Raw genomic sequence first — 20,536 nt, 5'->3', positions numbered from 1 at the left:
GCTGACGGGGTGGGAACCGCCGAGCTGTATCCGCCCGACCGGCTGGCCGCCGCGCGCCGCGCCACCGCCGCCGCCGGCCTGGACGCGCTGCTGCTCACCCCCGGTTCCGACCTGCGCTACCTGACCGGCTACGACGCGCACGCGGGGGAGCGGCTGACCTGCCTGGTGCTGCCCGCCGAGGGCGAACCGACCCTGATCGTCCCCACCCTGGAACGTCCGGCCGCCGAGGCGTCCCCGGCGCCGGACACCGGCGTGCGCATCGTCGACCACGCCGACGGCACCGACCCGTACCCGCTGGTCACGGCCGCCCTCGGCGGACCGGTCGCGGCGGTCGGCCTGGCCGACCGGATGTGGGCCGAGCAGGTCCTCGCGCTGCGCGCTGCGCTGCCGGGGGCGACCCAGCGGCTGGCCGGGGAGGTGCTGCGCGAGTTGCGGGTGCGCAAGTCGTCCGCCGAGATCGCCGCCTTGGCGGAGGCCGGCGCCGCGATCGACGCGGTGCACGCGCGGATGGGCGAGTGGCTGCGGCCGGGGCGGACCGAGGCCGAGGTCGCCACCGACATCGCCGCGGCGATCCGCGCCACCGGCCACGCGACCGTGGACTTCGTCATCGTCGCCGCCGGCCCGAACGGCGCCAGCCCGCACCACGGCACCTCCGACCGCCGGATCCAGGCCGGCGAACCCGTCGTCGTCGACATCGGCGGCACCATGCCCTCGGGTTACTGCTCCGACTCGACCCGCACCTACCTCGCCGGCGGGCGCGCCCCGGCCGAGTTCACCGACTACTACCAGGTGCTGCACGCCGCGCAGCGCGCGGCCGTGGCCGCGGTCCGGCCCGGCGTGACCGCCGAGGCGGTCGACGCGGCCGCCCGCGAGCCGATCACCGCCGCCGGGTACGGCGACGCCTTCCTGCACCGCACCGGCCACGGCATCGGCCTGGACGGGCACGAGGAGCCGTACGTCGTCGCCGGCAACTCCCGGCCGTTGGAGCCCGGCATGGCGTTCTCCATCGAACCCGGCATCTACCTCGCGGGCCGACACGGCGCCCGCATCGAGGACATCGTCGTCTGCACAACGGACGGCGTGCACCGGCTCAACACCACCCCCACGGAGCTCATCGCGCTATGACTGTCGACCGGATCCTCCCCACCGACGAGGCCCACGACCTGCTCGACCTCGCCACCGAACTCGCCGACCGCGAGCTGGCCCCCCGGGCCGCCGGGTTCGAGGAGCGCGCCGAGTTCCCCCGGGAGGTGCTGCGCACCCTGGGCCGGGCCGGCCTGCTCGGCCTGCCCTACCCCGAGGAGTACGGCGGCGCCGCCCAGCCGTACGAGGTCTACCTCCAGGTGCTGGAGATCCTGGCCAGCCGCTGGCTCGCCGTGGCCGAGGCGGTCAGCGTGCACACCCTGTCCTGCTACCCGGTGGCCCAGTTCGGCACCGACGCCCAGCGCAAGCTGCTGCCCGACATGATCGGCGGGGAGCTGCTGGGGGCCTACTGCCTCTCCGAGCCGCAGGGTGGCTCGGACGCGGCGGCGATGACCACGAAGGCCGTCCGGGACGGTGACTCGTACGTCGTCTCCGGCACCAAGGCGTGGATCACGCACGCCCGGGTCGCGGACTTCTACAACATCTTCTGCCGCACCGGCGGCCCCGGCCCGAAGGGCATCTCCTGCCTGTTGGCCGAGAAGAACACCCCGGGCCTGCACCCGCAGGCCGCCGAACGGACCATGGGCCTGCACGCCTCCCCGGTCGCGCAGATCGCCTTCGACGACGCCCGGGTGCCCGCCGACCGGCTGATCGGCGGCGAGGGCATGGGCTTCACCATCGCCATGTCGGCCCTGGACTCCGGCCGGCTCGGCATCGCCGCCTGCGCGGTCGGGCTGGCCCAGGCCGCCCTCGACTACGCGGTCGGCTACGCGAAACAACGGCGGCAGTTCGGCCAGGCGATCATCGACTTCCAGGGGCTCGGCTTCAACCTCGCCGACCTGGCCACGCAGATCTCCGCCGCCCGAGCGCTGACGCTCTCCGCCGCCCGGCTGCGCGACGCCGGCCGGCCGTACTCGATCGAGGCGGCGAAGGCGAAGCTCTTCGCCACCGACGTGGCGATGCGGGTGACCACCGACGCGGTGCAGGTGCTCGGCGGCGCCGGATACGTGGCCGACCACCCGGTGGAGCGGTACATGCGGGAGGCCAAGGTGCTCCAGATCGTCGAGGGCACCAACCAGATCCAGCGGCTGGTGATCTCCCGGGCCCTCGCAAAGGGCTAGCCTGTGCCGGTGACCTTCCCCCGGATCACCGTCGACCCCGAGGTGATGGGCGGCGCGCCCTGCGTGCGGCAGTCCCGGATCCCGGTGGCCACCCTGCTGGCGATGATGGCGGAAGGGATGTCCGTCACCGACATCCTCACCGACCTGCCCTTCCTCGACGAGGAGGACCTGGCCGAGGTGCTGAACTACGCGGCCGATGCGGTGCGCGACCGGACGGCCCGCCCAGCGTGACCGCGGCCGGCCGGTCGTCGCACCCCGGGCTCGGACCCGGTAGGTTGCACGCCGTGGAGGAGATCGACCGCGCCATCGTCGCGGCACTGACCGTTGACGGTCGGCTGTCGTACACGGATCTGGCGGAGAAGGTGGGGCTGTCGGTCTCCGCGGTGCATCAGCGGGTCCGCCGGCTGGAGCAGCGCGGGGTGATCAACGGCTACGCCGCCCGGGTCTCGTTCGAGGCGCTGGACCTGCCGCTGACCGCGTTCGTGGCGATCCGCCCGTTCGACCCGTCGCAGCCGGACGACGCGCCGGAGCGGCTGGCTCACCTGCCCGAGATCGACTCCTGCTACTCGGTGGCGGGGGAGGACTTCTACCTGCTGCTGGTGCGGGTGGCCGGCCCGGCCGACCTGGAGCGGGTGCTTCAGGAGATCCGCACGGCGGCCAACGTCACCACCCGCACGACCGTGGTGCTCTCCACCCCGTACGAGGGGCGGCCGCCGAAGATCGACCTCGACCCGCGGACCCGGGTGCGGCCCCGCACCAACGGCGAGGCCGGCTGAGCGGGCCGGCCGGCTCCCGTTCCCTCAGCTCCCGTTCCAGCGCAGAATGACGGGGCGCCCGTGCTCGTGCCCGAGCACGCTGATCGTGGCGGTGTCCAGCCGGAGCTTCCCGCCGCCGGACGGGGGCAGCCCGATCCAGCGCGCGCCCACCACGCGCAGGTTGTGCGCGTGTCCGACCAGGGCGACGCTGCCGTGGTCGAGCAGGGGAGTGACCCGGGCGAGCAACCGGTCGACCCGCTCGCCGACCTGCTCCGGTGTCTCCCCTCCGGGACACCCGTCGGTCCAGATGTTCCAGCGCGAATCGTCCTTCTGGATGTCCACGGTGGTCCGGCCCTCGTACTCGCCGTAGTTCCACTCGGCCAGGTCGTCGTCCACCTCGTCCACCGTGAGGCCGGCGAGCTGCGCGGTGGCCCGGGCGCGCTGGCGAGGACTGGACAACACCCGGGCGAACCGTCGGCCGACCAGCACCGCGCCGAGGGCGCGGGCCTGCCGCTCGCCGTCGGGCGTCAGGGCCAGGTCGGTGTACGAGGTGTGTTGGCGGCTGGCGCTCCAGGTGGTCTCGCCGTGCCGGACCAGGAGGATCTCGCTCATGCCCCCAGTCAACCAGTACCGGACGCCGTCGGCCGGACAGTGACGAGCCACCCATTGTCCTAGGACGCCTCAGCGGGTGTGGCGCGGTGACCACGCCAGCGCGGTCACCGCGCCAGCCGCCGCCCGGCGGGATGAGGTCTCCAGGGCAAACCCCTCAGACCAGTATCCTAGGATGCCTTACGCGACGCGCTCCTGGTCACGGCCCAACAGAGCCGCAACCAGGAGCGCACGGTTTCGGGTCTTGGGGACCGGGGACGCACCGGGGAAGCGGGGCGGAGCGCCTCGCACACCGCCGGAGCAGCAGGAGGCGAGATGAGCTTCACGGACAAGGCGAAGAACAAGGCCCAGCAGCTCGCCGGCGTCGCGAAGGAACGGATCGGCGACGTCACCGACAACGAGCCGTTGCGGGGTGAGGGCGCCACCGACCAGAGCACCGCCCGGGCCCGGCGGACGGGCGGGGACCCCCGGGACGCCGGTCGCCGGGCGCGCGACACGTTCCGCTGACCCAGGCACCTGACGAGCGGTCCCCGGCTACCGCCGGGGACCGCTCGATTAGCGTTGCGGGCGTGACGGTCGCCCGGTCCCTTCTGCTGTTCGCCCTGGCGGCGCTCGCCGAGATCGGCGGAGCCTGGCTGGTCTGGCAGGGCTGGCGCGAGCACCGGGGCCTGTGGTGGATCGCGGCCGGGGTGATCGCGCTGGGCTGCTACGGCTTCGTGGCCACCTTCCAGCCGGATCCACACTTCGGCCGGATCCTGGCCGCGTACGGCGGCGTGTTCGTGGCCGGGTCACTGGCGTGGGGGATGGTCGTGGACGGTTTCCGGCCGGACCGCTGGGACCTGGCCGGTGCGGCGATCTGCCTGGTCGGCGTCGCGGTGATCATGTACGCCCCGCGCGCCTGACGCCGGTGACCGCCGGGATGTCGTGGCGGCGGCGGTCGGCCACCAGCATCACGGTGAGCAGGGCGGTCACCACGGCCAGGTGCAGCGAGCCGTTCACCGTGGCGCCGACCGGGAGGGTGAGAAGGATCAGGGCGGCGACGGCGAGGCGATCTCCGCGCCGGCCGGTGCCGAAGGTGCGACGCGCGTCGGCCATGCCGGCGAGGAAGAGCGCCGGGCCGCCGGAGAGGGCGAGCGCGGCCGGCCAGCCGGAGGGCTCGTCGGGGTGGGCGACGACGGCGTGCAGCCCGGTGGCGGTGAGGACCACGCCGAGCAGCAGCACGAAGTGCCCGAAGACGTAGGTGTGGGCGGTGAGCCGGGTGCGGGTGGCGGGTGCGGCGTCGGCGAGCGCGTGTTCGGTCCGCGGGGTGTCGGTGAAGTAGGTCCACCAGAGGGCGGCGGGCAGGGCGAGGGCCAGCACGACGGCGCCGACGGTGCCGGGGCCGAGGTGGTCGGGGGGTACGCCCATGCCGATGGCGATGACGGTTTCGCCCAGGGCCACGATGAGCAGTAGGCCGTGCCGTTCGACGAAGTAGGCGGCGTTGACCTGGAAGCTCGCCGCCACACCGATCCAGGAGTGGCGGGGGGTCAGGTAGGGCAGGACGCTCTGGGTGAGCACGGCCGCGATCCAGAGGGCGGGTACGGCGGGGCCGGTGAGCAGGCCGGCGGCGATGACCAGCGCGGCGGCGCCGAGGTTGTAGGGGGCGAGTCGGCGGACCCCGGCGCGGGCGGTGCTGCGGGCGAACAGGGTGAGGTGGACGAGGACGACGACCAGGTAGCCGACCCCGAAGAGCAGGCCGCTGCCGGTGAGGGCGTCGGGCAGGGCGACGGCGGTGATCAGGAAGCCGGCCATGCCGGCGAAGAGCAGAAGTTTGCGGCCGGGTCGGCGGGGCGGCACGTGGTTGGTGAGCCAGACGTAGCCGGTGTAGAGGTACCAGAGCAGCCCGAAGATCAGGACGGTGCGGCCCAGGCCGGTCCAGTGCAGGTCGGCTTCGAGGAGCCGGGCGAGTTGGGTGATGGTGAGGACGAAGACGACGTCGAAGAAGAGTTCGACGGGGGTGACCCGGTCGGCGGTGTCGGGGCGCTCGGCTGGTGAGGGCCACATGTCGTGACGCTAGCGTCGGCGGGGCGGGCCGGGAGGAAAGTCGTCACCCCCGCCGGCCGGTGGGCCGCGCGGGGGTGACGGGGGTGGTGCGGGTCAGTCGTCGCGGTGGGCGGCCCACCACTGCTGGCCGGCCTCGGGCAGCGTGTCGATCGGGTCGTAGTAGGCGTAGCGCTTGTTGAGCGCCTCCAGGTCGGCGGACTCGATGGAGGTGCGGTAGTTCTTGGTCCAGTACGAGATGCCGCGTTCGCGGTCGTACTCGGTGAGCATGTGCACCCAGCGCTTGCCGACGAAGGGGACGTCGCAGACGATCCGCGGGGTGGCGTAGCCGGGCAGGTAGCCCATGATGTCGTGCTGGAGCTGCTGGGCGTGCCAGACGGGGACCCGCCAGTGCTCGGCGTTGGGGATCATGTCGCACATGTAGAAGTAGTACGGCAGGATGCCCGCCTCGCCCTGCAGGGCGAAGCAGAGGTCGAGCAGGTCGGGGGCGGTGGCGTTGACGCCGCGCATGAGCACGCCCTGGTTGCGTACGTCGCGGACGCCGACGTCGAGGGCGGTCTGGGCGGCCTTGGCGACCAGCGGGGTGATCGACTGGGCGTGGTTGACGTGGGTGTGGATGGCCAGGTTGACGCCGCGTCGGGCGGCGGTGCGGGCGACCCGCTCCAGGCCCTCGACGACGTCGTGCTGGAGCCAGTGCTGCGGCAGGCCCATCAGGGCCTTGGTGGCGAGCCGGATGTCGCGGACGGTCTCCAGTTCCAGCAGCCGCATCAGGTACGACTCGAGGTTGCGCCACGGCACGTTGGCCACGTCACCGCCGGAGACCACGACGTCGCGGACGCCGGGGTGGGCCTTGAGGTAGGCGATGTGGGCGTCGTAGCGGTCGACGGGCTTGAGGGTGAGCTTGAGCTTGTCGACGGCGGGGGTGGAGTTGCCGACCAGGTCCATCCGGGTGCAGTGCCCGCAGTACTGCGGGCAGGTGGAGAGCAGCTCGGCGAGGACCTTGGTGGGGTAGCGGTGGGTGAGGCCCTCGGCGACCCACATGTCGTGCTCGTGCAGCGAGTCGCGGCTGGCGTACGGGTGTGACGGCCAGTCGGTGCGCCGGTCGGAGGCGACGGGGATCATGTAGCGCCGCACGGGGTCGGCGTGGAACGCCTCGGTGGTCATCGGGGCGAACGGGACCATGGTGTTGAGCATCTGCGGCGTCACCAGCATGGACATGGTGGCCAGGGCGCTCTGGTCGGCGGCGAGGTCGTCGTAGAAGGTCTCGTCGACTCCGTCGCCGAGGACCGTGCGCAGCTGCTTGATGTTCTTGACGCAGTTGACGCGCTGCCACTGGGCGTTCTCCCACTGGTCGCGGGTGACGTGGCGCCAGCCGGGGAAGCGGGTCCAGTCGGGTTCGACCAGGGGGCTGCGGCGGTATTCGTACGGCTGCCCGGCGGTCGGCGTCGCGACCGGGGCGTGACGGGGTTGAGGGATGGTCTCAACCGGTTGGGTCTGGGTCACGGCCCCTCCTCGGTGCGTAGTGGTGCAGATGATCAGCGGCCCGTAGGCTACTGGAAAATATCCGGTGAAGATATTAGTCTGCCGGAAGTTTTCCCGCGATGCGAGCCCAGGCCGGGGCTTCACGCGGCTGACAGGGGAGGTCGGCGTGACGTCACCGGTGGGTCTGCACCGCGTTGTGGAACCGGCGGGGGTGCTGCCGCAGGCGGCGTGGCGGCTGGACGCCGACCCGCGGATCGCGCCGAACGAGGTGCGGATCCGGGTCGAGCGGCTGAACCTGGACGCGGCGAGCTTCCGGCAGTTGTCGGAGAAGCACGGCGGCGACGGGGAGAAGGTCCGCGCCGAGGTGCTGGAGATCATCGCCACCCGGGGCAAGATGCAGAACCCGGTGACCGGGTCGGGCGGCATGCTGATCGGCACCGTGGAGGAGGTCGGCCGGCGTTCGCCGCTGGAGCTGACGGCCGGTGACCGGGTGGCGACGCTGGTGTCGCTGACCCTGACCCCGCTGACCGTCCTCGACGGGCTGGCCCGCTGGGACGGGCGCAGCGAGCAGGTGCCGTGCGACGGGTACGCGATCCTGTTCGCCCGGTCGATCGCGGCGGTGCTGCCGGCGGACCTGCACCCGGAGTTGTCCCTGGCGGTGCTCGACGTGTGCGGGGCGCCGGCGCTGACCGGGCGGGTCGTCGCGGAGCACGTGGCGCGCAGGCAGCGCGAGAACGACCCGACGCCGGTGCGCGTCGCGGTGATCGGTGGGGCCGGTAAGAGCGGGTCGCTGTCGCTGGCGGCGGCGCGGCGGGCGGGCGCGGGTCGTACGGTCGGGGTGGTGCCGGTGGCGGCTGAGCGCGACGCGCTGACCGACGCCGGGCTGGCCTCGGTGGTCGCGTTGGCCGACGCCCGGGATCCGGTGGCGTTGTCGACGGTGGTGACGTCGGCGCTGGGGGTGCCGGCGGACGTGACGGTGGTCTGCGTGGACGTGCCGGGTTGCGAGCACGGGGCGGTGCTGGCCACGGCGGACGGCGGCACGGTGATCTTCTTTTCGATGGCGACGAGCTTCGCGGCGGCGGCGTTGGGCGCGGAGGGCCTGGCGGCTGATGTGACGATGCTGGTGGGCAACGGGTACGTGCCGGGTCACGCGGAGCTGGCGCTGGGTCTGCTGCGGTCGGAGCCGGGGGTCCGCGCTCTGTTCGAGTCCCGGCTGGCGGCAGACTGAGTGTCATGACGAACCCCTCGACTCTGTACCGCGGCGGCGTGCTGCACTGTCCGGCCGATCCGCGCGCGACGGCCCTGCTGGTGACCGACGGCCGGATCGTTTGGTTGGGCGCGGACCGGGACGCGCCGGTCGCCGACCGGGTGGTGGAGCTGGACGGTGCGCTGGTGACGCCGGCGTTCGTGGACGCGCACGTGCACGCCACGGACACGGGGTTGGCGTTGTCGGGGTTGGACCTGTCCGGGGTGCGGTCGGCGGCGGGGCTGCTGGCGGCGGTGGCGGCGTTCGCGGCGGGGTTGCCGGCGGACGCGGTGGTGCTGGGGCACGGGTGGGACGAGTCGAACTGGCCGGTGCCGCAGTTGCCGGACGCGGCGGCGCTGGACCGGGCGGCCGGGGGTCGGCGGGTGTACCTGTCGCAGGCGTCGATCCATTCGGCGTTGGTCTCGGCGGCGCTGTTGGCGGCGTGTCCGCAGGCGGCGCAGGCCGCCGGGTACGACGCGTCGGGGTGGTTGCGTCGGGACGCGCACCACGTGGTGCGGGCGGCGGCGTTCGCGTCGGTGACGCGTCCGCAGCGGGTGGCGGCGCAGCGGGCGGCGTTGGCGCACGCGGCGTCGCTGGGCATCGCGGCGGTGCATGAGTGCGGTGGTCCGGAGATCTCCGACGAGGAGGACTTCACGGGTCTGCTGGCGGTGTCGGGCGACGGCGTGCCGGAGGTGTACGGCTACTGGGGTGAGCTGCTGGGTGCGGCGCGGGCCCGGGAGTTGGGCGCGGTCGGGGCCGGTGGTGACCTGTTCGCCGACGGGGCGTTGGGCTCGCGGACGGCGCACGTGTCGTCGGCGTACCTGGACGGTGACGCGGGTTCGTGCGGGCACGGGTACGTCTCCGCGGACGAGGTGCGTGACCACCTGCTGGACTGTGCGGCGCACGGGATGCAGGGCGGGTTCCACGCGATCGGGGACGCGGCGATCTCGACGGTGTTGCAGGGGTTCGCGGCGGCGGCGGAGAAGCTGGGCACGGACCGGGTGCGGGCGGCGCGGCACCGGGTGGAGCACGCGGAGATCATGAACAAGCGGCTGATCGCCGGGTTCGTGGAGTACGGGATCGTGGCGAGCATGCAGCCGGCGTTCGACCGGTTGTGGGGTGGCGCGGGTCGGATGTACGAGTCGCGGTTGGGTTTGGACCGGTCGTTGGAGTCGAACCCGATGGGGGCGATGCACGCGGTCGGGGTGGCGTTGGCGTTCGGGTCGGATTCGCCGGTGACGCCGCTGGACCCGTGGGGTTCGGTGCGGGCGGCGGCGGCGCACCACAACCCGGTGCAGCGGATGAGTGCGCGGGCGGCGTTCGCGGCGCACACCCGGGGCGGTTGGCGGGCGGTGCACCTGGACAACGAGGGTGTGCTGGCGTTGGGGGCGCCGGCGACGTTCGCGGTGTGGTCGACGCCGGCGGGGGTGGAGCGGGGTCTGCCGGTGTTGCAGGCCGAGGACCCGGAGCTGCGGGGTCCGCAGGATCCGACGCCGTTGCCGGTGTGCCGGCGCACGGTGCTGCGCGGTGAGGTCATCTATGAGGAAGGGTCTGCGTGAGCGAGCGAAGCATCGAGGCAGCACGGGCGCGGGTCGCGCCGGCGGCGAGTGGGGCCGGGGTGACGGCGTGACGGGCAAGCTCGACCTGGATCCGGTGCTGGTGGCGCGGGCGCGGGAGTTGGCGCGCCGGGCCGGGCAGCCGGTGGTGGATCTGGCGCGTAGCCACACGACGGTGTCGGTGGAGCGGGCGGTGTTGCGGCTGGCCGGGGTGACCGGCGCGGACCCGGACGGCATTCCGTGGGTGAACCGGCTGGTCGACGCGGTGGTGGCCGACGTCGGGTTGGGGCACGGGGTGGCGGTGCCGGTGTTCGACGCGCTGGCCCGGGAGCAGATCAGCGACGTGACGTTGCTGGCGCAGAAGGCGGCGGCCGGGTCGGTGCGCTTCACACAGCCGGCCGGAAAGGCGGCCACCGCCGCCCGGAAGGCGGCCCGCAAGGCGGTCGGGGCGGGGATCCGGTCGATCGACCGGCGGCGCGCGGAGCGGGACCGGCTGGTGAAGCGGTACGGGGATCCGGCGCAGCGGCCGTGGATCTACCTGATCGTGGCGACCGGTGACATCTACGAGGACATCCCGCAGGCGCAGGCCGCGGCGCGGGCCGGCGCGGACGTCATCGCGGTGATCCGGTCGACGGGGCAGTCGCTGTTGGACTACGTGCCGGAGGGGGCGACCCGGGAGGGTTTCGCCGGCACGTACGCCACGCAGGAGAACTTCCGGTTGATGCGGGCGGCGTTGGACGAGACGTCGAAGGAGCTGGGCCGGTACGTGCGGCTGACGAACTACGCGTCGGGTCTGTGCATGCCGGAGATGGCGGCCCTGGCCGGCCTGGAGCGGCTGGACATGATGCTCAACGACTCGATGTACGGGATCCTGTTCCGTGACATCAACCCGATCCGCACGTTCGTGGACCAGCGGTTCTCCCGGCAGGTGCACGCCCGGGCGGGGATCATCATCAACACCGGTGAGGACAACTACCTGACCACTGCCGACGCGGTGGACGAGGCGCACACGGTGACGGTGTCGCAGCTGCTCAACGAGTTCTTCGCGCACGAGGCGGGGTTGGCCGACTGGCAGTTGGGGCTGGGGCACGCGTTCGAGATCAACCCGGATCTGCCGGAGTCGTTCCGCCTGGAGTTGGCGCACGCGCTGCTGGCGCGGGAGTTGTTCCCGGACGCGCCGTTGAAGTGGATGCCGCCGACGAAGCACATGACCGGGGACGTGTTCCGCGGGAATCTGCTCGACGGGTTCTTCAACCTGGTGGGTGCCATGACCGGGCAGGGCATCCTGCTGGTGGGGATGATGACCGAGGCGGTGGTGACGCCGTGGCTGTCGGACCGGGACATCGCCCTGCAGAACGTGCGCTACGTGCTGGGCGCGGCCGGTGGGCTGCACGAGGACTTCGTGCCGGCGCCGGGCGGGTTCATCCAGCAGCGCGCCAACCGGGTGCTGGGTGAGGCGCTGGATCTGCTGGAGCGCATCGGTGACCAGTCGCTGTTGACGGCGATCGCCGAGGGCACGTTCGGGATCATGAAGCGGCCCGCGGACCGGGGCAAGGGCCTGGCCGGGGTGGCCGCCCACGACGCCGACTACTACAACCCGGCCACCGAGATCCTGGAAGGGGAGCGCCCGTGACGGCCCCGGCGGAGAAGAAGATCGTCCGGCCGTACGGGGACACCACCGGTGACGGCATGGTGCAGGTGTCGTTCACCTTGCCGGTGCCGCACGACAAGCGGGCCGAGGGCGCGGCGATCCAGCTGGCCAACAAGATGGGCATCGACCCGGCGATGCTGGTGCACGCCAAGCCGATGAGCGACGGGTTCACCTTCTTCGTGGTGTACGGGCGGGTGAACCATCTGGTGGACCTTTCCGCGGTGCAGGTGGTGGAGCGGGACTTCCCGCTGCTGAGCGCCAAGGAGGTCAACGCGGTGGTGAAGCAGCGGTTGCGGCGCAAGCTGTCGGTGGTGGGGGCGTGCATCGGCACGGACGCGCACACCGTGGGCATCGACGCGATCCTCAACGTCAAGGGCATCGCGGGGGAGAAGGGCCTGGAGTACTACCGGGAGCTGAAGGTCACCAACCTCGGCGCGCAGGTCAGCGTGCCGGAGCTGGTGGAGGCGGCCCGGGTGGAGAAGGCCGACGCGGTGCTGGTGTCGCAGGTGGTGACGCAGCGCGACGCGCACCTGCACAACACGCGGGAGATGTCGGCGGCGTTCCGGGAGGCGATGCCGGCGGGGAAGCGGCCGCTGCTGATCGTGGGCGGGCCGCGGTTCGACGAGACGATGACCGGCGAGTTGGGCGTGGACCGGATCTTCACCCGGGGCACCACCCCGGGTGAGGTGGCCAGCTACCTGGTGCACGCGCTGATCACGAACAAGAAGGCAGGGGCATGAGTGATTCCCGGGTCGGGCTGACCGTCACCCACCGGCGGTATGTGCCGTACTCGCACGCCCACTACGCGGGGAACCTGGTCGACGGGGCGTACGCGCTGGGGTTGTTCGGGGACGTGGCGACGGAGGTGTGCATCCGCACCGACGGCGACGAGGGGTTGTTCGCGTCGTACTCGGATGTGCAGTTCCGCGGCGCCATGCGGGCGGGGGACGTGTTGGAGGTGACCGCGACGGTGACCCGGGTGGGCACCCGCAGCCGCACGATCGACTTCGAGGCGCGGGTGGTGTGCCGGGGTCGTCCGGACCGGTCGGAGTCGGCGGCGGAGGTGCTGGACACGCCGATCGTGGCGGTCACCGCGACCGGCACCGTGGTCGTCCCGCCGCCGGCGTGACCCTCGCCGTCTGCGCGGACGTCGGGTCCACGTACACGAAGGTCGCGGTGGTGGACCTCGACGGCGCCGCGCTGGTCGCGGCGGCGTCGGCGCCGACCACGGTCGGCACGGACGTGCTGCACGGCCTGGACGCCGCGGTCGGCGCGGCCACCGCCGGCCTGGGCGTGCGGGACGTGCCGTGGTACGTGTGCTCGTCGGCCGGTGGTGGGCTGCGCCTGGCGGTGGTGGGCTACGAGCCGCTGGTCACCGCGCAGGCGGGCCGCCGGGTGGGGTTGTCGGCGGGCGCGAACGTGGTGCACGTGGCCGCGGGCCGGCTCGGCGCGGCGGAGTTGGCGGCGTTGCGGGCGGCCCGCCCGGACGTGGTGCTGCTGGTCGGTGGCACCGACGGTGGGGACGCCGACACGTTGACGCACAACGCGACCCGGTTGGCGAAGGCCCGCTGGCGGGTGCCGGTGGTGCTGGCCGGCAACGTCGCGGTCCGCGACGAGCTGTCCGCGCTGCTGGCCGGGGCGGGGGTGCCGGTGACGGCGGCGGACAACGTGCTGCCGCGCATCGGGGTGCTGGCCCCGGCGTCGGCGCGGGCGGCGATCCGGCAGGTGTTCCTGCGGCACGTCATCGGCGGCAAGCGGCTGTCGCGGGGGACCCGGTTCGCGCGGCTGGTACGCGCGGCCACCCCGGACGCGGTGCTGACCGGCGTGGAGGTGCTCGCCGACACCCTGGGCGGGGACCTGGCGGTGGTGGACGTCGGTGGGGCCACCACCGACGTGTACTCGGTGCTCACCCCGGACGAGCGGGCCGACGGGCCGGGCCGGGAGGTCGCCGGGACGCTGTGGCGGGCCCGCACCGTCGAGGGGGACCTGGGGATGCGGTGGAGCGCCCCGGGGGTGGTCCGCGCCGCCGCCGAGGAACGCCTGCTCGTGGTGGGGGAGCAGGACGATCTGGAGCGGGCGGCGACGGTGCGGGCCGCCGACCCGGGGTTCCTGGCCGAATCCGGTGCGGAGCGGGCCGTCGACCGGCGGATCGCGGCGCTGGCCGCGACGGTGGCGCTGCGCCGGCACGCCCGGGGCGCGGCCACCGGGGAACGCGCCGGCCGGGACCTGCGGGACGTGCGGCTGATGGTGGGTTCCGGTGGTGTGCTGCGGCATGCGCCCGCCGACCACGCCGCCGGGGTTCTCGCCGCGGTGCTGGCCGACCACGCCGGCGGGTGGCCGCTGCCCCGGGAGGCGCGCGCGGTGGTCGATGTGGACTACGTGCTGGCCGCCGGCGGGCTGCTCGCCGACGACCATCCGCAGGCGGCGCGGGCGTTGCTGCGCCGGCATCTCGGCACGGATTGAGACGCGCCGACGCGACACGCCGTGTCGCAACACACGACTGGCCGGGGGTGGGTTGACAGCGGCGGGGGTCCAAGCCGTACCGTCTTTGAGTCCTACTACGGGAAGCGGCTGTTGTTCGCTTCGTCCCTTCGTCCGCTGGCCGAGCGACACGGTGCAACTCGTCGCGGCGGCCAGGTCCAGCGGGCGGGGGTCGGCGGGGCGGCGCGAACCGGCCGCGGTTACCGGTGTACGGGCAGGGTGAGAGGCACGGCCAGTAGACAACGGCCCGGCGGGGGCAGCCAGTCCGCGTCCGGTCGGTCCGAAGGTCGGCGCACCTTACTCTCGCCCCACCGGCCGGGGAGGGCCTGGGAGCATCGGGGCGCGGCGTATGCCGCGCCCCGATTTCTGTTCCCGCCCGCCCGTTCAGATGTCCCGGGCGTAGGACTCCAGCAGGTCGGCCAGCCGGCGGGGCTGGCTCAACGCCAGCAGGTGCCCGCCGGGCAGCTCGTCGGGGCGCGCGCCGAGGCGCTCGACGGCCAGGCGGCGCTGGAAGTCCGCCGGGAAGAACCGGTCGTCGCGGCCGGTCACCACCCGGGTCGGCAGGTCCGGCCAGCGGCGCAGCGGGTTCGGCCGGACGAACACCGCCTCCGCCTCCTCGCCGCCCCCGCCGGCGAGCAGCCGGGCGGTCACCTCGGCGGGCACGTCGTGGAAGAAGTCCACCGCCAGGTCGACGCCGGCGTGCGGGTCACGGCCCTGGGCGGCGGCGTACGCGGCGCGGGCCGGGCCGTGGCCGGTGGCCGCCCACCAGTCACCGGCCGTCTCACCCGGCGCCGGCACCATCGGGTTGACCAGCACCAGCAGCCGCACCGCCGGATGGTCGGCGACCAGCGGGGCGGTGAACGCGCCCAGTGACTGCGCCACCAGCACCACCCGCGGGTGCGCGTCGACGGCGGCGCGGACCACGGCCGCGTACTCGGGCAGCGCGGCGTGCGGGTCGGCGGCGGGCAGCGCCACGGCCACCGCCTCCCGGCCCCGCCGGCGCAGCTCGTCGACCAGCGGCTGCCAGTAGTCGGCGCTGCCGCCGGCGCCGGGTATCAGCACGTACGTCACGGTCGGGGGTGCTGTCATGCCGGTCACCCTGCCAGCCGGGTACGACACGACCCTGCCCGGCCGGCGGCACCGGCCACCGCCGGCCGGGTAGCCTTCGGCGCGTGATCGTGGTGAGGTGCCGGTGACGACGCTCGACCGGGATGAGACCCGGGCCGCCGAGGTGGTCGGCCGCGCGGACGCCCCGCGCGCGCTGCCGCTGCGGCTGGCCGTGCCCGCCGCCGTGCTCGCCGGCCTGGCGATGCTGCTGGCGTTCCCGCCGTACGGGGTGTGGCCGCTGGCCCCGGTGGGGGTGGCGCTGCTCGGCGCGGCGGCGCACCGGCGGCGGCTGCGTGCCGGCGCCGGCCTGGGCTTCCTGACCGGGGTGGCGCTGTTCGCGCCGATGCTGGAGTGGACCAACCTGCACACCGGCTACCTGCCGTGGGTGCTGCTGTCGCTGCTGCAGGCCGGCTACCTGGCGCTGCTCGGCGTCGCCACCGCGTGGGTGTCGCCGCTGGTGGACCGGCGCCGCTGGGCGTGGCCGGTGGTGACCGGGCTGCTCTGGGTGGCGCAGGAGGCGCTGCGCGACCGCACCCCGTTCGGCGGGTTCCCGTGGGGGCGGCTGGCGTTCAGCCAGGACACGTCGCCGCTGCTGCGGCTGGCCTGGCTCGGTGGCGCGCCGCTGGTGACGTTCGCCGTGGCGCTGACCGGTGGGCTGCTGCTCGCCGCCGGGTGGCGGCGCTGGCCGGGCGGTGACCGGCGCGGCTGGGCGCCGGTGGCGCTGCTGGTGGCGTCGGCCCTCGCGCTCACCGGCGGGGCGCTGCTGGTGCCCACCGGCGCGGCCGGCACCGGCCGGACCGTCACCGTCGCGGTCGTGCAGGGCAACGTGCCCCGCCTCGGGTTGGACTTCAACGCGCAACGGCAGGCGGTGCTCAACAACCACGTCGACGCCACCCTGGAACTGGCCGCCGGGGTCGCCGCCGGCACGCGGCCGCGCCCCGACCTGGTGGTGTGGCCGGAGAACTCCTCCGACATCGACCCGCTGCGCAACGCCGTCGCCGGGGAGCGGATCTCCCAGGCCGCCGACGCGATCGGCGCGCCGATCCTGGTCGGCGCGGTGCTGCTCGGCCCCGACCGGGGGCAGGTGCGCAACGCGGGGATCCTGTGGCGCCCGGGCACCGGGGCGGACCTGTCGCAGCTGTACACCAAACGGCACCCCGTCCCGTTCGCCGAGTACGTGCCGCTGCGCACGCTCGCCCGGATGGTCAGCAAGCAGGTCGACCTCGTCCGCAACGACTTCGTGCCCGGTGAGCGGCCCGGCGTGGTCCGGTCCGGGCCGGCGGTGCTCGGCGACGTGATCTGCTTCGAGGTCGCCTACGACGGCCTGGTGCGCGACACCGTCGACGGTGGGGCGCAGCTGCTGGTGGTGCAGACCAACAACGCCACCTTCGACGTCGCCGAGGCCCGCCAGCAGCTGGCGATGGTGCGGCTGCGGGCCGTCGAGCACGGCCGGGGCGCGTTGATGGCCTCCACGGTCGGGGTGTCCGGGTTCGTGGCCCCCGACGGGCGGGTAAGCGGCGCCACCGGGTTCAACACCCGCGCGGTGGTGCTGCGTCAGATGGCGCTCGCCGACGGGCGTACCCCGGCCACCCGGGCGGGTGTGTGGCCGGAGCTGGCCCTGGCCGGGCTCGCGGTGGCGGTCCTGGTGGCCGCCGGCGGGCTGCGCCGCGCACGCCGCCGGGAGGTCGACGCCGGCCGCTGAGGCCGGGGCGGATGCGCGAAAGGGGTGCGGTGAGCGAGCCAGTGCCGGTGGGCCACCCCGGGGTGGGGCGCGTGCTGGTGGTGATCCCCACCTACAACGAGGCGGAGAACCTCCCCGACGTCGTCGCCCGGGTCCGCGCCGCCGCGCCGGCGGTGGACATCCTCGTCGCCGACGACAACAGCCCCGACGGCACCGGCGTCATCGCCGAGGCGATGGCGGCCACCGACCCGCACGTCGACGTGCTGCACCGCCCCGCCAAGGAGGGCCTCGGGGCGGCGTACCTGGCCGGGTTCGCCTGGGCGCGCCGGCGCGGCTACGACGCGGTGGTGGAGATGGACGCCGACGGCTCGCACGCCCCGGAGGACCTGCCCGCGCTGCTGGCCGCCGCCCGCGACGCCGACGTGGTCATCGGCTCCCGGTGGACCCGCGGGGCGCGGGTGCTGAACTGGCCGCTGCGGCGGCTGCTGCTGTCGCGCTGCGGCAACCTGTACGCGCGACTGGCGCTGGGCATGCCGGTCTCCGACGCCACCGGCGGCTACCGGGTGTACCGGTCGACGGCGCTGACGGCGATGCAGTTGGAGTCGGTCTGCTCGCAGGGCTACTCGTTCCAGGTGGAGCTGTCGCGGCTGGCGCACCGGGCGGGGGTGCGGATCGTGGAGGTGCCGATCACGTTCGTCGAACGGGAGCGCGGCGCGAGCAAGATGAGCCCGCTGATCGTGGCGGAGGCGCTGTGGCGGATCACCACGTGGGGGCTGCGGGACCGGCGGGCGGGGGCGTGGTCCGGCCGGCGGGTCGCGGGCCGGTGGCCGTGACGCGCGGGCGTGTCATGCTGGAGGGGCGGGGTTTCCGCCCCGTGTCCGGTTCACGGCGGCGTCGTCGACCGGGCGCCGCGCGACGCGGATGAGGTGAGATGCGCCGATACCTGAGGTTCGTGCCACCGGCCCTGCTGCTGGCGGTGGTGCTGGAGCTGGCGGTCTTCGTCGGGGTGGGCCGGGTGATCGGGTTCGGCTCGGCGGTGCTGCTGGTGTTCGCGGCGTCGCTGCTGGGGCTGGTGCTGCTGCGCCGGGAGGGGATGCGCGCCTGGCGCGGGTTCCGCTCGTCGGTGGAGGCCCGGCAGCCGCCGGGCCGGCAGGTCACCGACGGGCTGGTGGGGCTGCTGGGGGCGCTGCTGCTGGCCACCCCGGGTCTGGTCAGCGGCGTGGTGGGCCTGTTGCTGCTGGTGCCGCCGGTGCGCCGGCTGGCCCGCGCCGGGGTGCAACGTGCCGCCGAGCGCCGGGTGTCGTCGATGGTCGCCGGTGACCTGTTCGGGCCGCGCACCGTGCGGGTGCGCCGCGGCGCCAGCCGGCCCGCGCCGGAGCCCACGGTCGACGGGCAGGTCGTCGAGCCGCCGCAGGTCGTCGACGGGGGTCGGGCCATCGAGGGTGAGATCGTCGAGCCGCGTCGCCCCTGACCGCAGACACACGACGGCGCCCCCGGGAAGTTCTCCCGGGGGCGCCGTCGTCGTCAGGTGGGGCGCTCAGGCGCGGCCGCGGCGGGTACGAATCTCCTGCAGCCGCTCGGCGAGGATGTCCTCCAGCTCGGCGATGGAGCGCCGCTCCAGCAGCATGTCCCAGTGGGTACGCGGCGGCTTGGCCTTCTTCTGCTCCGGCTCGGTGCCGTCGACCAGCCGCGCGACGCTGCCGTCGAACTTGCACTCCCAGGTCGTGGGGACCTCGGCGTCGACGGCGAACGGCACCTCGAACTGGTGACCCTTGGCGCACAGGTACTCGCGGGTCTGACGCGGCGCGAGCTCCGTGTTGCGGTCGGATTCGTAGCTGACCGCGCCCAGCCGGCTACCGCGCAGCATACGCTCGCCCATGATCGACTTCCCCTCGTTCGTGGTGCTGGTCTTCTCGTGTAACGGCCCGTCGCCCCCGCGGCATTCCCGCCCGGCTGGGTGATCCGGCCGGTGGCCCCTGCAAGGGTAACCGGCCACGGGCGGGACCCGGCGGGGTCGTCCCCGGCCGGGTCGAATCGGTGGAGTGTTTCGGCGCTCACCGGGGATGTTAGCCGCCCCAGGTTGCCGGAGGTGACGATGACCAGTGACACGCCGGTCGACGCCCGACCGCCGGGCGGGAAGACGTTCTTCGGTCATCCCCGCGCGCTGTCGACGCTGTTCCTCACCGAGATGTGGGAGCGGTTCAGCTTCTACGGCATGCGCGCGATCCTGGTGCTCTACCTGACCGCGGCGGTCGCCGAGGACGGCCTGGGCATGCGGGAGTCCACCGCCAACGCGGTCTACGGCACCTACAACGCCATGGTCTACCTGATGGCGCTGCCCGGCGGCTGGGTCGCCGACCGGCTGATCGGGGCCCGCCGCAGCGTGCTGTGGGGCGGCGTGGTCATCGCCGTCGGGCACTACGTGATGGCGATCCCCGCCCGGTGGAGCGTGTTCGCCGGGATGACCCTGATCGTGCTCGGCACCGGGCTGCTCAAACCCAACATCTCGACCATGGTCGGTGGGCTCTACGACCGCGACTCGCCGCGCCGCGACGCCGGCTTCTCCATCTTCTACATGGGCATCAACCTGGGCGCGTTCATCGCCCCGCTGGTCACCGGCTTCCTCGGCGAGAAGATCAACTGGCACCTGGGGTTCGGGGCCGCCGCGATCGGCATGACCTTCGGGGTGCTGCAGTACGTCCTGGGCCGGCGCAACCTCGGCGACGCCGGCGAGCGCCCCGCCGACCCGCTGCTGGGCGCCGACCGGCGCCGCGCGCTGACCCGCGTCGGCGTCGGCGTGCTGGTGCTGCTGCTGGTGCTCGCCGCGCTCGCCGTGGCCGACCTGTTCACCGTCAACACCGTGGTCAACACCCTCACCGTCGCCACCGTGCTGATCACCATCGGCTACTTCGCGCGGATCATCACCGACCGGGAGATCAGCAACACCGAACGCAGCCGGATGAAGGCGTACCTGTGGCTGTTCGTCTTCGCCGCCGCCTTCTGGCTGATCTACGACCAGGCCGGGTCGGTGCTGAACATCTTCGCCGCCGACCGGACCGACCGGGACGTGCTCGGCTTCACCTTCCCCGCCTCCTGGCTGCAGTCGGTCAACCCGATCCTGATCATCATCGGGGCGCCGCTGTTCGCCTGGCTCTGGCTGCGCCTGGGCCACCGGGTGTCCACGCCGGTGAAGTTCGCCGTCGGCCTGGTTCTCAACGGCCTGTCGTTCGTGCTGATGGCCGCCGCCGCGCAGGCCGCCGTCGGCGGGGACCTGGTCTCCCCGTGGTGGCTGGTCGCCGTGTACGCCATCCAGGTCGCCGGCGAGCTGTCGCTGAGCCCGGTGGGCCTGTCCGCCACCACCAAGCTCGCCCCGGTCAAGTACGCCAGCCAGATGATGGGCCTGTGGTTCCTCGCCACCGCCGTCGGCGACGCCATCGGCGGGCAGGTGGCCCGGCTCTCCGAGACCTGGCCCGAGCCGACCTACTTCCTCACCTTCGGCCTGGCCTCGGTCCTGCTCGGCCTCGGCGCGGTGATGTTCACCCGGCACATCTCCCGGCTGATGGCCGGCATCCACTGACCCCGTCCCGGCCGCACCCGGGGCGCGGGCCGTGCCGCGCGGCGCCGCACCCGGCGCGCGCGGGGCCGTCCCGTGCGGCGCGGTGGG

Annotated in this window: 21 protein-coding genes; 16 read left to right on the top strand and 5 right to left on the bottom strand. The window is 73.7% G+C overall.

The window, feature by feature from the left end; genetic code table 11:
• The first annotated feature begins 9 nt into the window (after positions 1 to 9).
• The 4 genes from GA0074696_RS18300 to GA0074696_RS18285 are packed head-to-tail and all read left to right on the top strand — an operon-like array spanning position 10 to position 3,040.
• The gene (locus tag GA0074696_RS18300; protein WP_088962225.1) at positions 10 to 1,125 is read left to right on the top strand and encodes a M24 family metallopeptidase; all 1,116 of its coding nucleotides are present in this window, start codon (positions 10 to 12) and stop codon (positions 1,123 to 1,125) included.
• A complete protein-coding gene (locus tag GA0074696_RS18295) occupies positions 1,122 to 2,264 on the top strand; it encodes an acyl-CoA dehydrogenase family protein (RefSeq protein ID WP_088962224.1) in 1,143 nt (380 codons plus the stop codon). Before GA0074696_RS18300 ends, GA0074696_RS18295 begins: the two co-directional genes overlap by 4 nt.
• Positions 2,265 to 2,273: 9 nt before the next feature.
• A complete protein-coding gene (locus GA0074696_RS18290) occupies positions 2,274 to 2,495 on the top strand; it encodes a DUF433 domain-containing protein (RefSeq protein WP_088964659.1) in 222 nt (73 codons plus the stop codon).
• 53 nt (positions 2,496 to 2,548) lie between these two features.
• Positions 2,549 to 3,040, top strand: a complete 492-nt coding sequence (locus GA0074696_RS18285) for an Lrp/AsnC family transcriptional regulator (protein ID WP_088964658.1) — start codon at positions 2,549 to 2,551, stop codon at positions 3,038 to 3,040.
• 24 nt (positions 3,041 to 3,064) lie between these two features.
• Here GA0074696_RS18285 and GA0074696_RS18280 read toward each other — a convergent pair whose 3' ends face one another.
• Entirely contained in the window at positions 3,065 to 3,631 is a 567-nt protein-coding gene (locus tag GA0074696_RS18280) for a histidine phosphatase family protein (RefSeq protein ID WP_088962223.1), read from the bottom strand.
• A gap of 312 nt (positions 3,632 to 3,943) precedes the next feature.
• Here GA0074696_RS18280 and GA0074696_RS18275 point away from each other — a divergent pair, with 312 nt between their 5' ends.
• Positions 3,944 to 4,135, top strand: a complete 192-nt coding sequence (locus tag GA0074696_RS18275; protein ID WP_088962222.1) for a CsbD family protein — start codon at positions 3,944 to 3,946, stop codon at positions 4,133 to 4,135.
• A gap of 62 nt (positions 4,136 to 4,197) precedes the next feature.
• Positions 4,198 to 4,530 carry a YnfA family protein gene (locus GA0074696_RS18270; protein ID WP_088962221.1) on the top strand — a complete coding sequence of 111 codons (333 nt, stop codon included), beginning with the start codon at positions 4,198 to 4,200 and terminating at the stop codon, positions 4,528 to 4,530.
• Here GA0074696_RS18270 and GA0074696_RS18265 read toward each other — a convergent pair.
• Both GA0074696_RS18265 and GA0074696_RS18260 read right to left on the bottom strand, forming a co-directional pair.
• Positions 4,508 to 5,671 carry a low temperature requirement protein A gene (locus GA0074696_RS18265; protein WP_088962220.1) on the bottom strand — a complete coding sequence of 388 codons (1,164 nt, stop codon included), beginning with the start codon at positions 5,669 to 5,671 and terminating at the stop codon, positions 4,508 to 4,510. The genes GA0074696_RS18270 and GA0074696_RS18265 overlap by 23 nt on opposite strands.
• 93 nt (positions 5,672 to 5,764) lie before the next feature.
• Positions 5,765 to 7,171: a KamA family radical SAM protein gene (locus GA0074696_RS18260; RefSeq protein ID WP_088962219.1), complete on the bottom strand. Its 1,407-nt coding sequence runs from the start codon at positions 7,169 to 7,171 to the stop codon at positions 5,765 to 5,767.
• 145 nt (positions 7,172 to 7,316) lie between these two features.
• On the opposite strand from GA0074696_RS18260, the gene kdd reads away from it, so the two are divergent.
• The 6 genes from kdd (at position 7,317) to GA0074696_RS18230 (ending at position 14,066) form a co-directional block, all read left to right on the top strand.
• The gene (gene kdd, locus GA0074696_RS18255; protein WP_088962218.1) at positions 7,317 to 8,378 is read left to right on the top strand and encodes an L-erythro-3,5-diaminohexanoate dehydrogenase; all 1,062 of its coding nucleotides are present in this window, start codon (positions 7,317 to 7,319) and stop codon (positions 8,376 to 8,378) included.
• Positions 8,379 to 8,383: 5 nt separating this feature from the next.
• Complete coding sequence (locus GA0074696_RS18250) at positions 8,384 to 9,955, top strand: amidohydrolase (protein WP_088962217.1); 1,572 nt, start codon at positions 8,384 to 8,386, stop codon at positions 9,953 to 9,955.
• A 67-nt stretch (positions 9,956 to 10,022) separates the two neighbouring features.
• A complete protein-coding gene (gene kamD / locus GA0074696_RS18245) occupies positions 10,023 to 11,585 on the top strand; it encodes a lysine 5,6-aminomutase subunit alpha (RefSeq protein WP_088962216.1) in 1,563 nt (520 codons plus the stop codon).
• Entirely contained in the window at positions 11,582 to 12,343 is a 762-nt protein-coding gene (kamE, locus tag GA0074696_RS18240) for a lysine 5,6-aminomutase subunit beta (RefSeq protein ID WP_088962215.1), read from the top strand. Before kamD ends, kamE begins: the two co-directional genes overlap by 4 nt.
• On the top strand, positions 12,340 to 12,732 hold the full coding sequence (kal, locus tag GA0074696_RS18235) for a 3-aminobutyryl-CoA ammonia lyase (RefSeq protein ID WP_088962214.1): 393 nt from the start codon (positions 12,340 to 12,342) through the stop codon (positions 12,730 to 12,732). Before kamE ends, kal begins: the two co-directional genes overlap by 4 nt.
• Complete coding sequence (locus GA0074696_RS18230; protein ID WP_088962213.1) at positions 12,729 to 14,066, top strand: glutamate mutase L; 1,338 nt, start codon at positions 12,729 to 12,731, stop codon at positions 14,064 to 14,066. Before kal ends, GA0074696_RS18230 begins: the two co-directional genes overlap by 4 nt.
• Positions 14,067 to 14,468: 402 nt before the next feature.
• On the opposite strand, the gene GA0074696_RS18225 is transcribed toward GA0074696_RS18230, so the two are convergent.
• Positions 14,469 to 15,173, bottom strand: coding sequence for an alpha/beta fold hydrolase (locus GA0074696_RS18225; RefSeq protein ID WP_088962212.1), 705 nt, complete (start codon positions 15,171 to 15,173; stop codon positions 14,469 to 14,471).
• Positions 15,174 to 15,315: 142 nt separating this feature from the next.
• Here GA0074696_RS18225 and lnt point away from each other — a divergent pair, with 142 nt between their 5' ends.
• From lnt to GA0074696_RS18210, 3 genes are all read left to right on the top strand, one after another.
• Positions 15,316 to 16,893, top strand: coding sequence for an apolipoprotein N-acyltransferase (gene lnt / locus GA0074696_RS18220; protein ID WP_231925455.1), 1,578 nt, complete (start codon positions 15,316 to 15,318; stop codon positions 16,891 to 16,893).
• Positions 16,894 to 16,904: 11 nt separating this feature from the next.
• On the top strand, positions 16,905 to 17,705 hold the full coding sequence (locus GA0074696_RS18215; RefSeq protein ID WP_088962210.1) for a polyprenol monophosphomannose synthase: 801 nt from the start codon (positions 16,905 to 16,907) through the stop codon (positions 17,703 to 17,705).
• Between the two features lie 98 nt (positions 17,706 to 17,803).
• The gene (locus tag GA0074696_RS18210; RefSeq protein WP_088962209.1) at positions 17,804 to 18,343 is read left to right on the top strand and encodes an FxsA family protein; all 540 of its coding nucleotides are present in this window, start codon (positions 17,804 to 17,806) and stop codon (positions 18,341 to 18,343) included.
• A 66-nt stretch (positions 18,344 to 18,409) separates the two neighbouring features.
• Here GA0074696_RS18210 and GA0074696_RS18205 read toward each other — a convergent pair whose 3' ends face one another.
• Positions 18,410 to 18,751: an RNA polymerase-binding protein RbpA gene (locus GA0074696_RS18205; RefSeq protein ID WP_088962208.1), complete on the bottom strand. Its 342-nt coding sequence runs from the start codon at positions 18,749 to 18,751 to the stop codon at positions 18,410 to 18,412.
• A 216-nt stretch (positions 18,752 to 18,967) separates the two neighbouring features.
• Here GA0074696_RS18205 and GA0074696_RS18200 point away from each other — a divergent pair, with 216 nt between their 5' ends.
• The gene (locus GA0074696_RS18200) at positions 18,968 to 20,449 is read left to right on the top strand and encodes a peptide MFS transporter (protein WP_088962207.1); all 1,482 of its coding nucleotides are present in this window, start codon (positions 18,968 to 18,970) and stop codon (positions 20,447 to 20,449) included.
• Positions 20,450 to 20,536: the final 87 nt, after the last annotated feature.

The organism is Micromonospora purpureochromogenes (assembly GCF_900091515.1).
In the GTDB taxonomy this organism is placed as follows: domain Bacteria; phylum Actinomycetota; class Actinomycetes; order Mycobacteriales; family Micromonosporaceae; genus Micromonospora; species Micromonospora purpureochromogenes.
The sequence above is the reverse complement of the archived record's forward strand: the minus strand, read 5'-3'. Positions and strand labels throughout refer to the sequence as shown.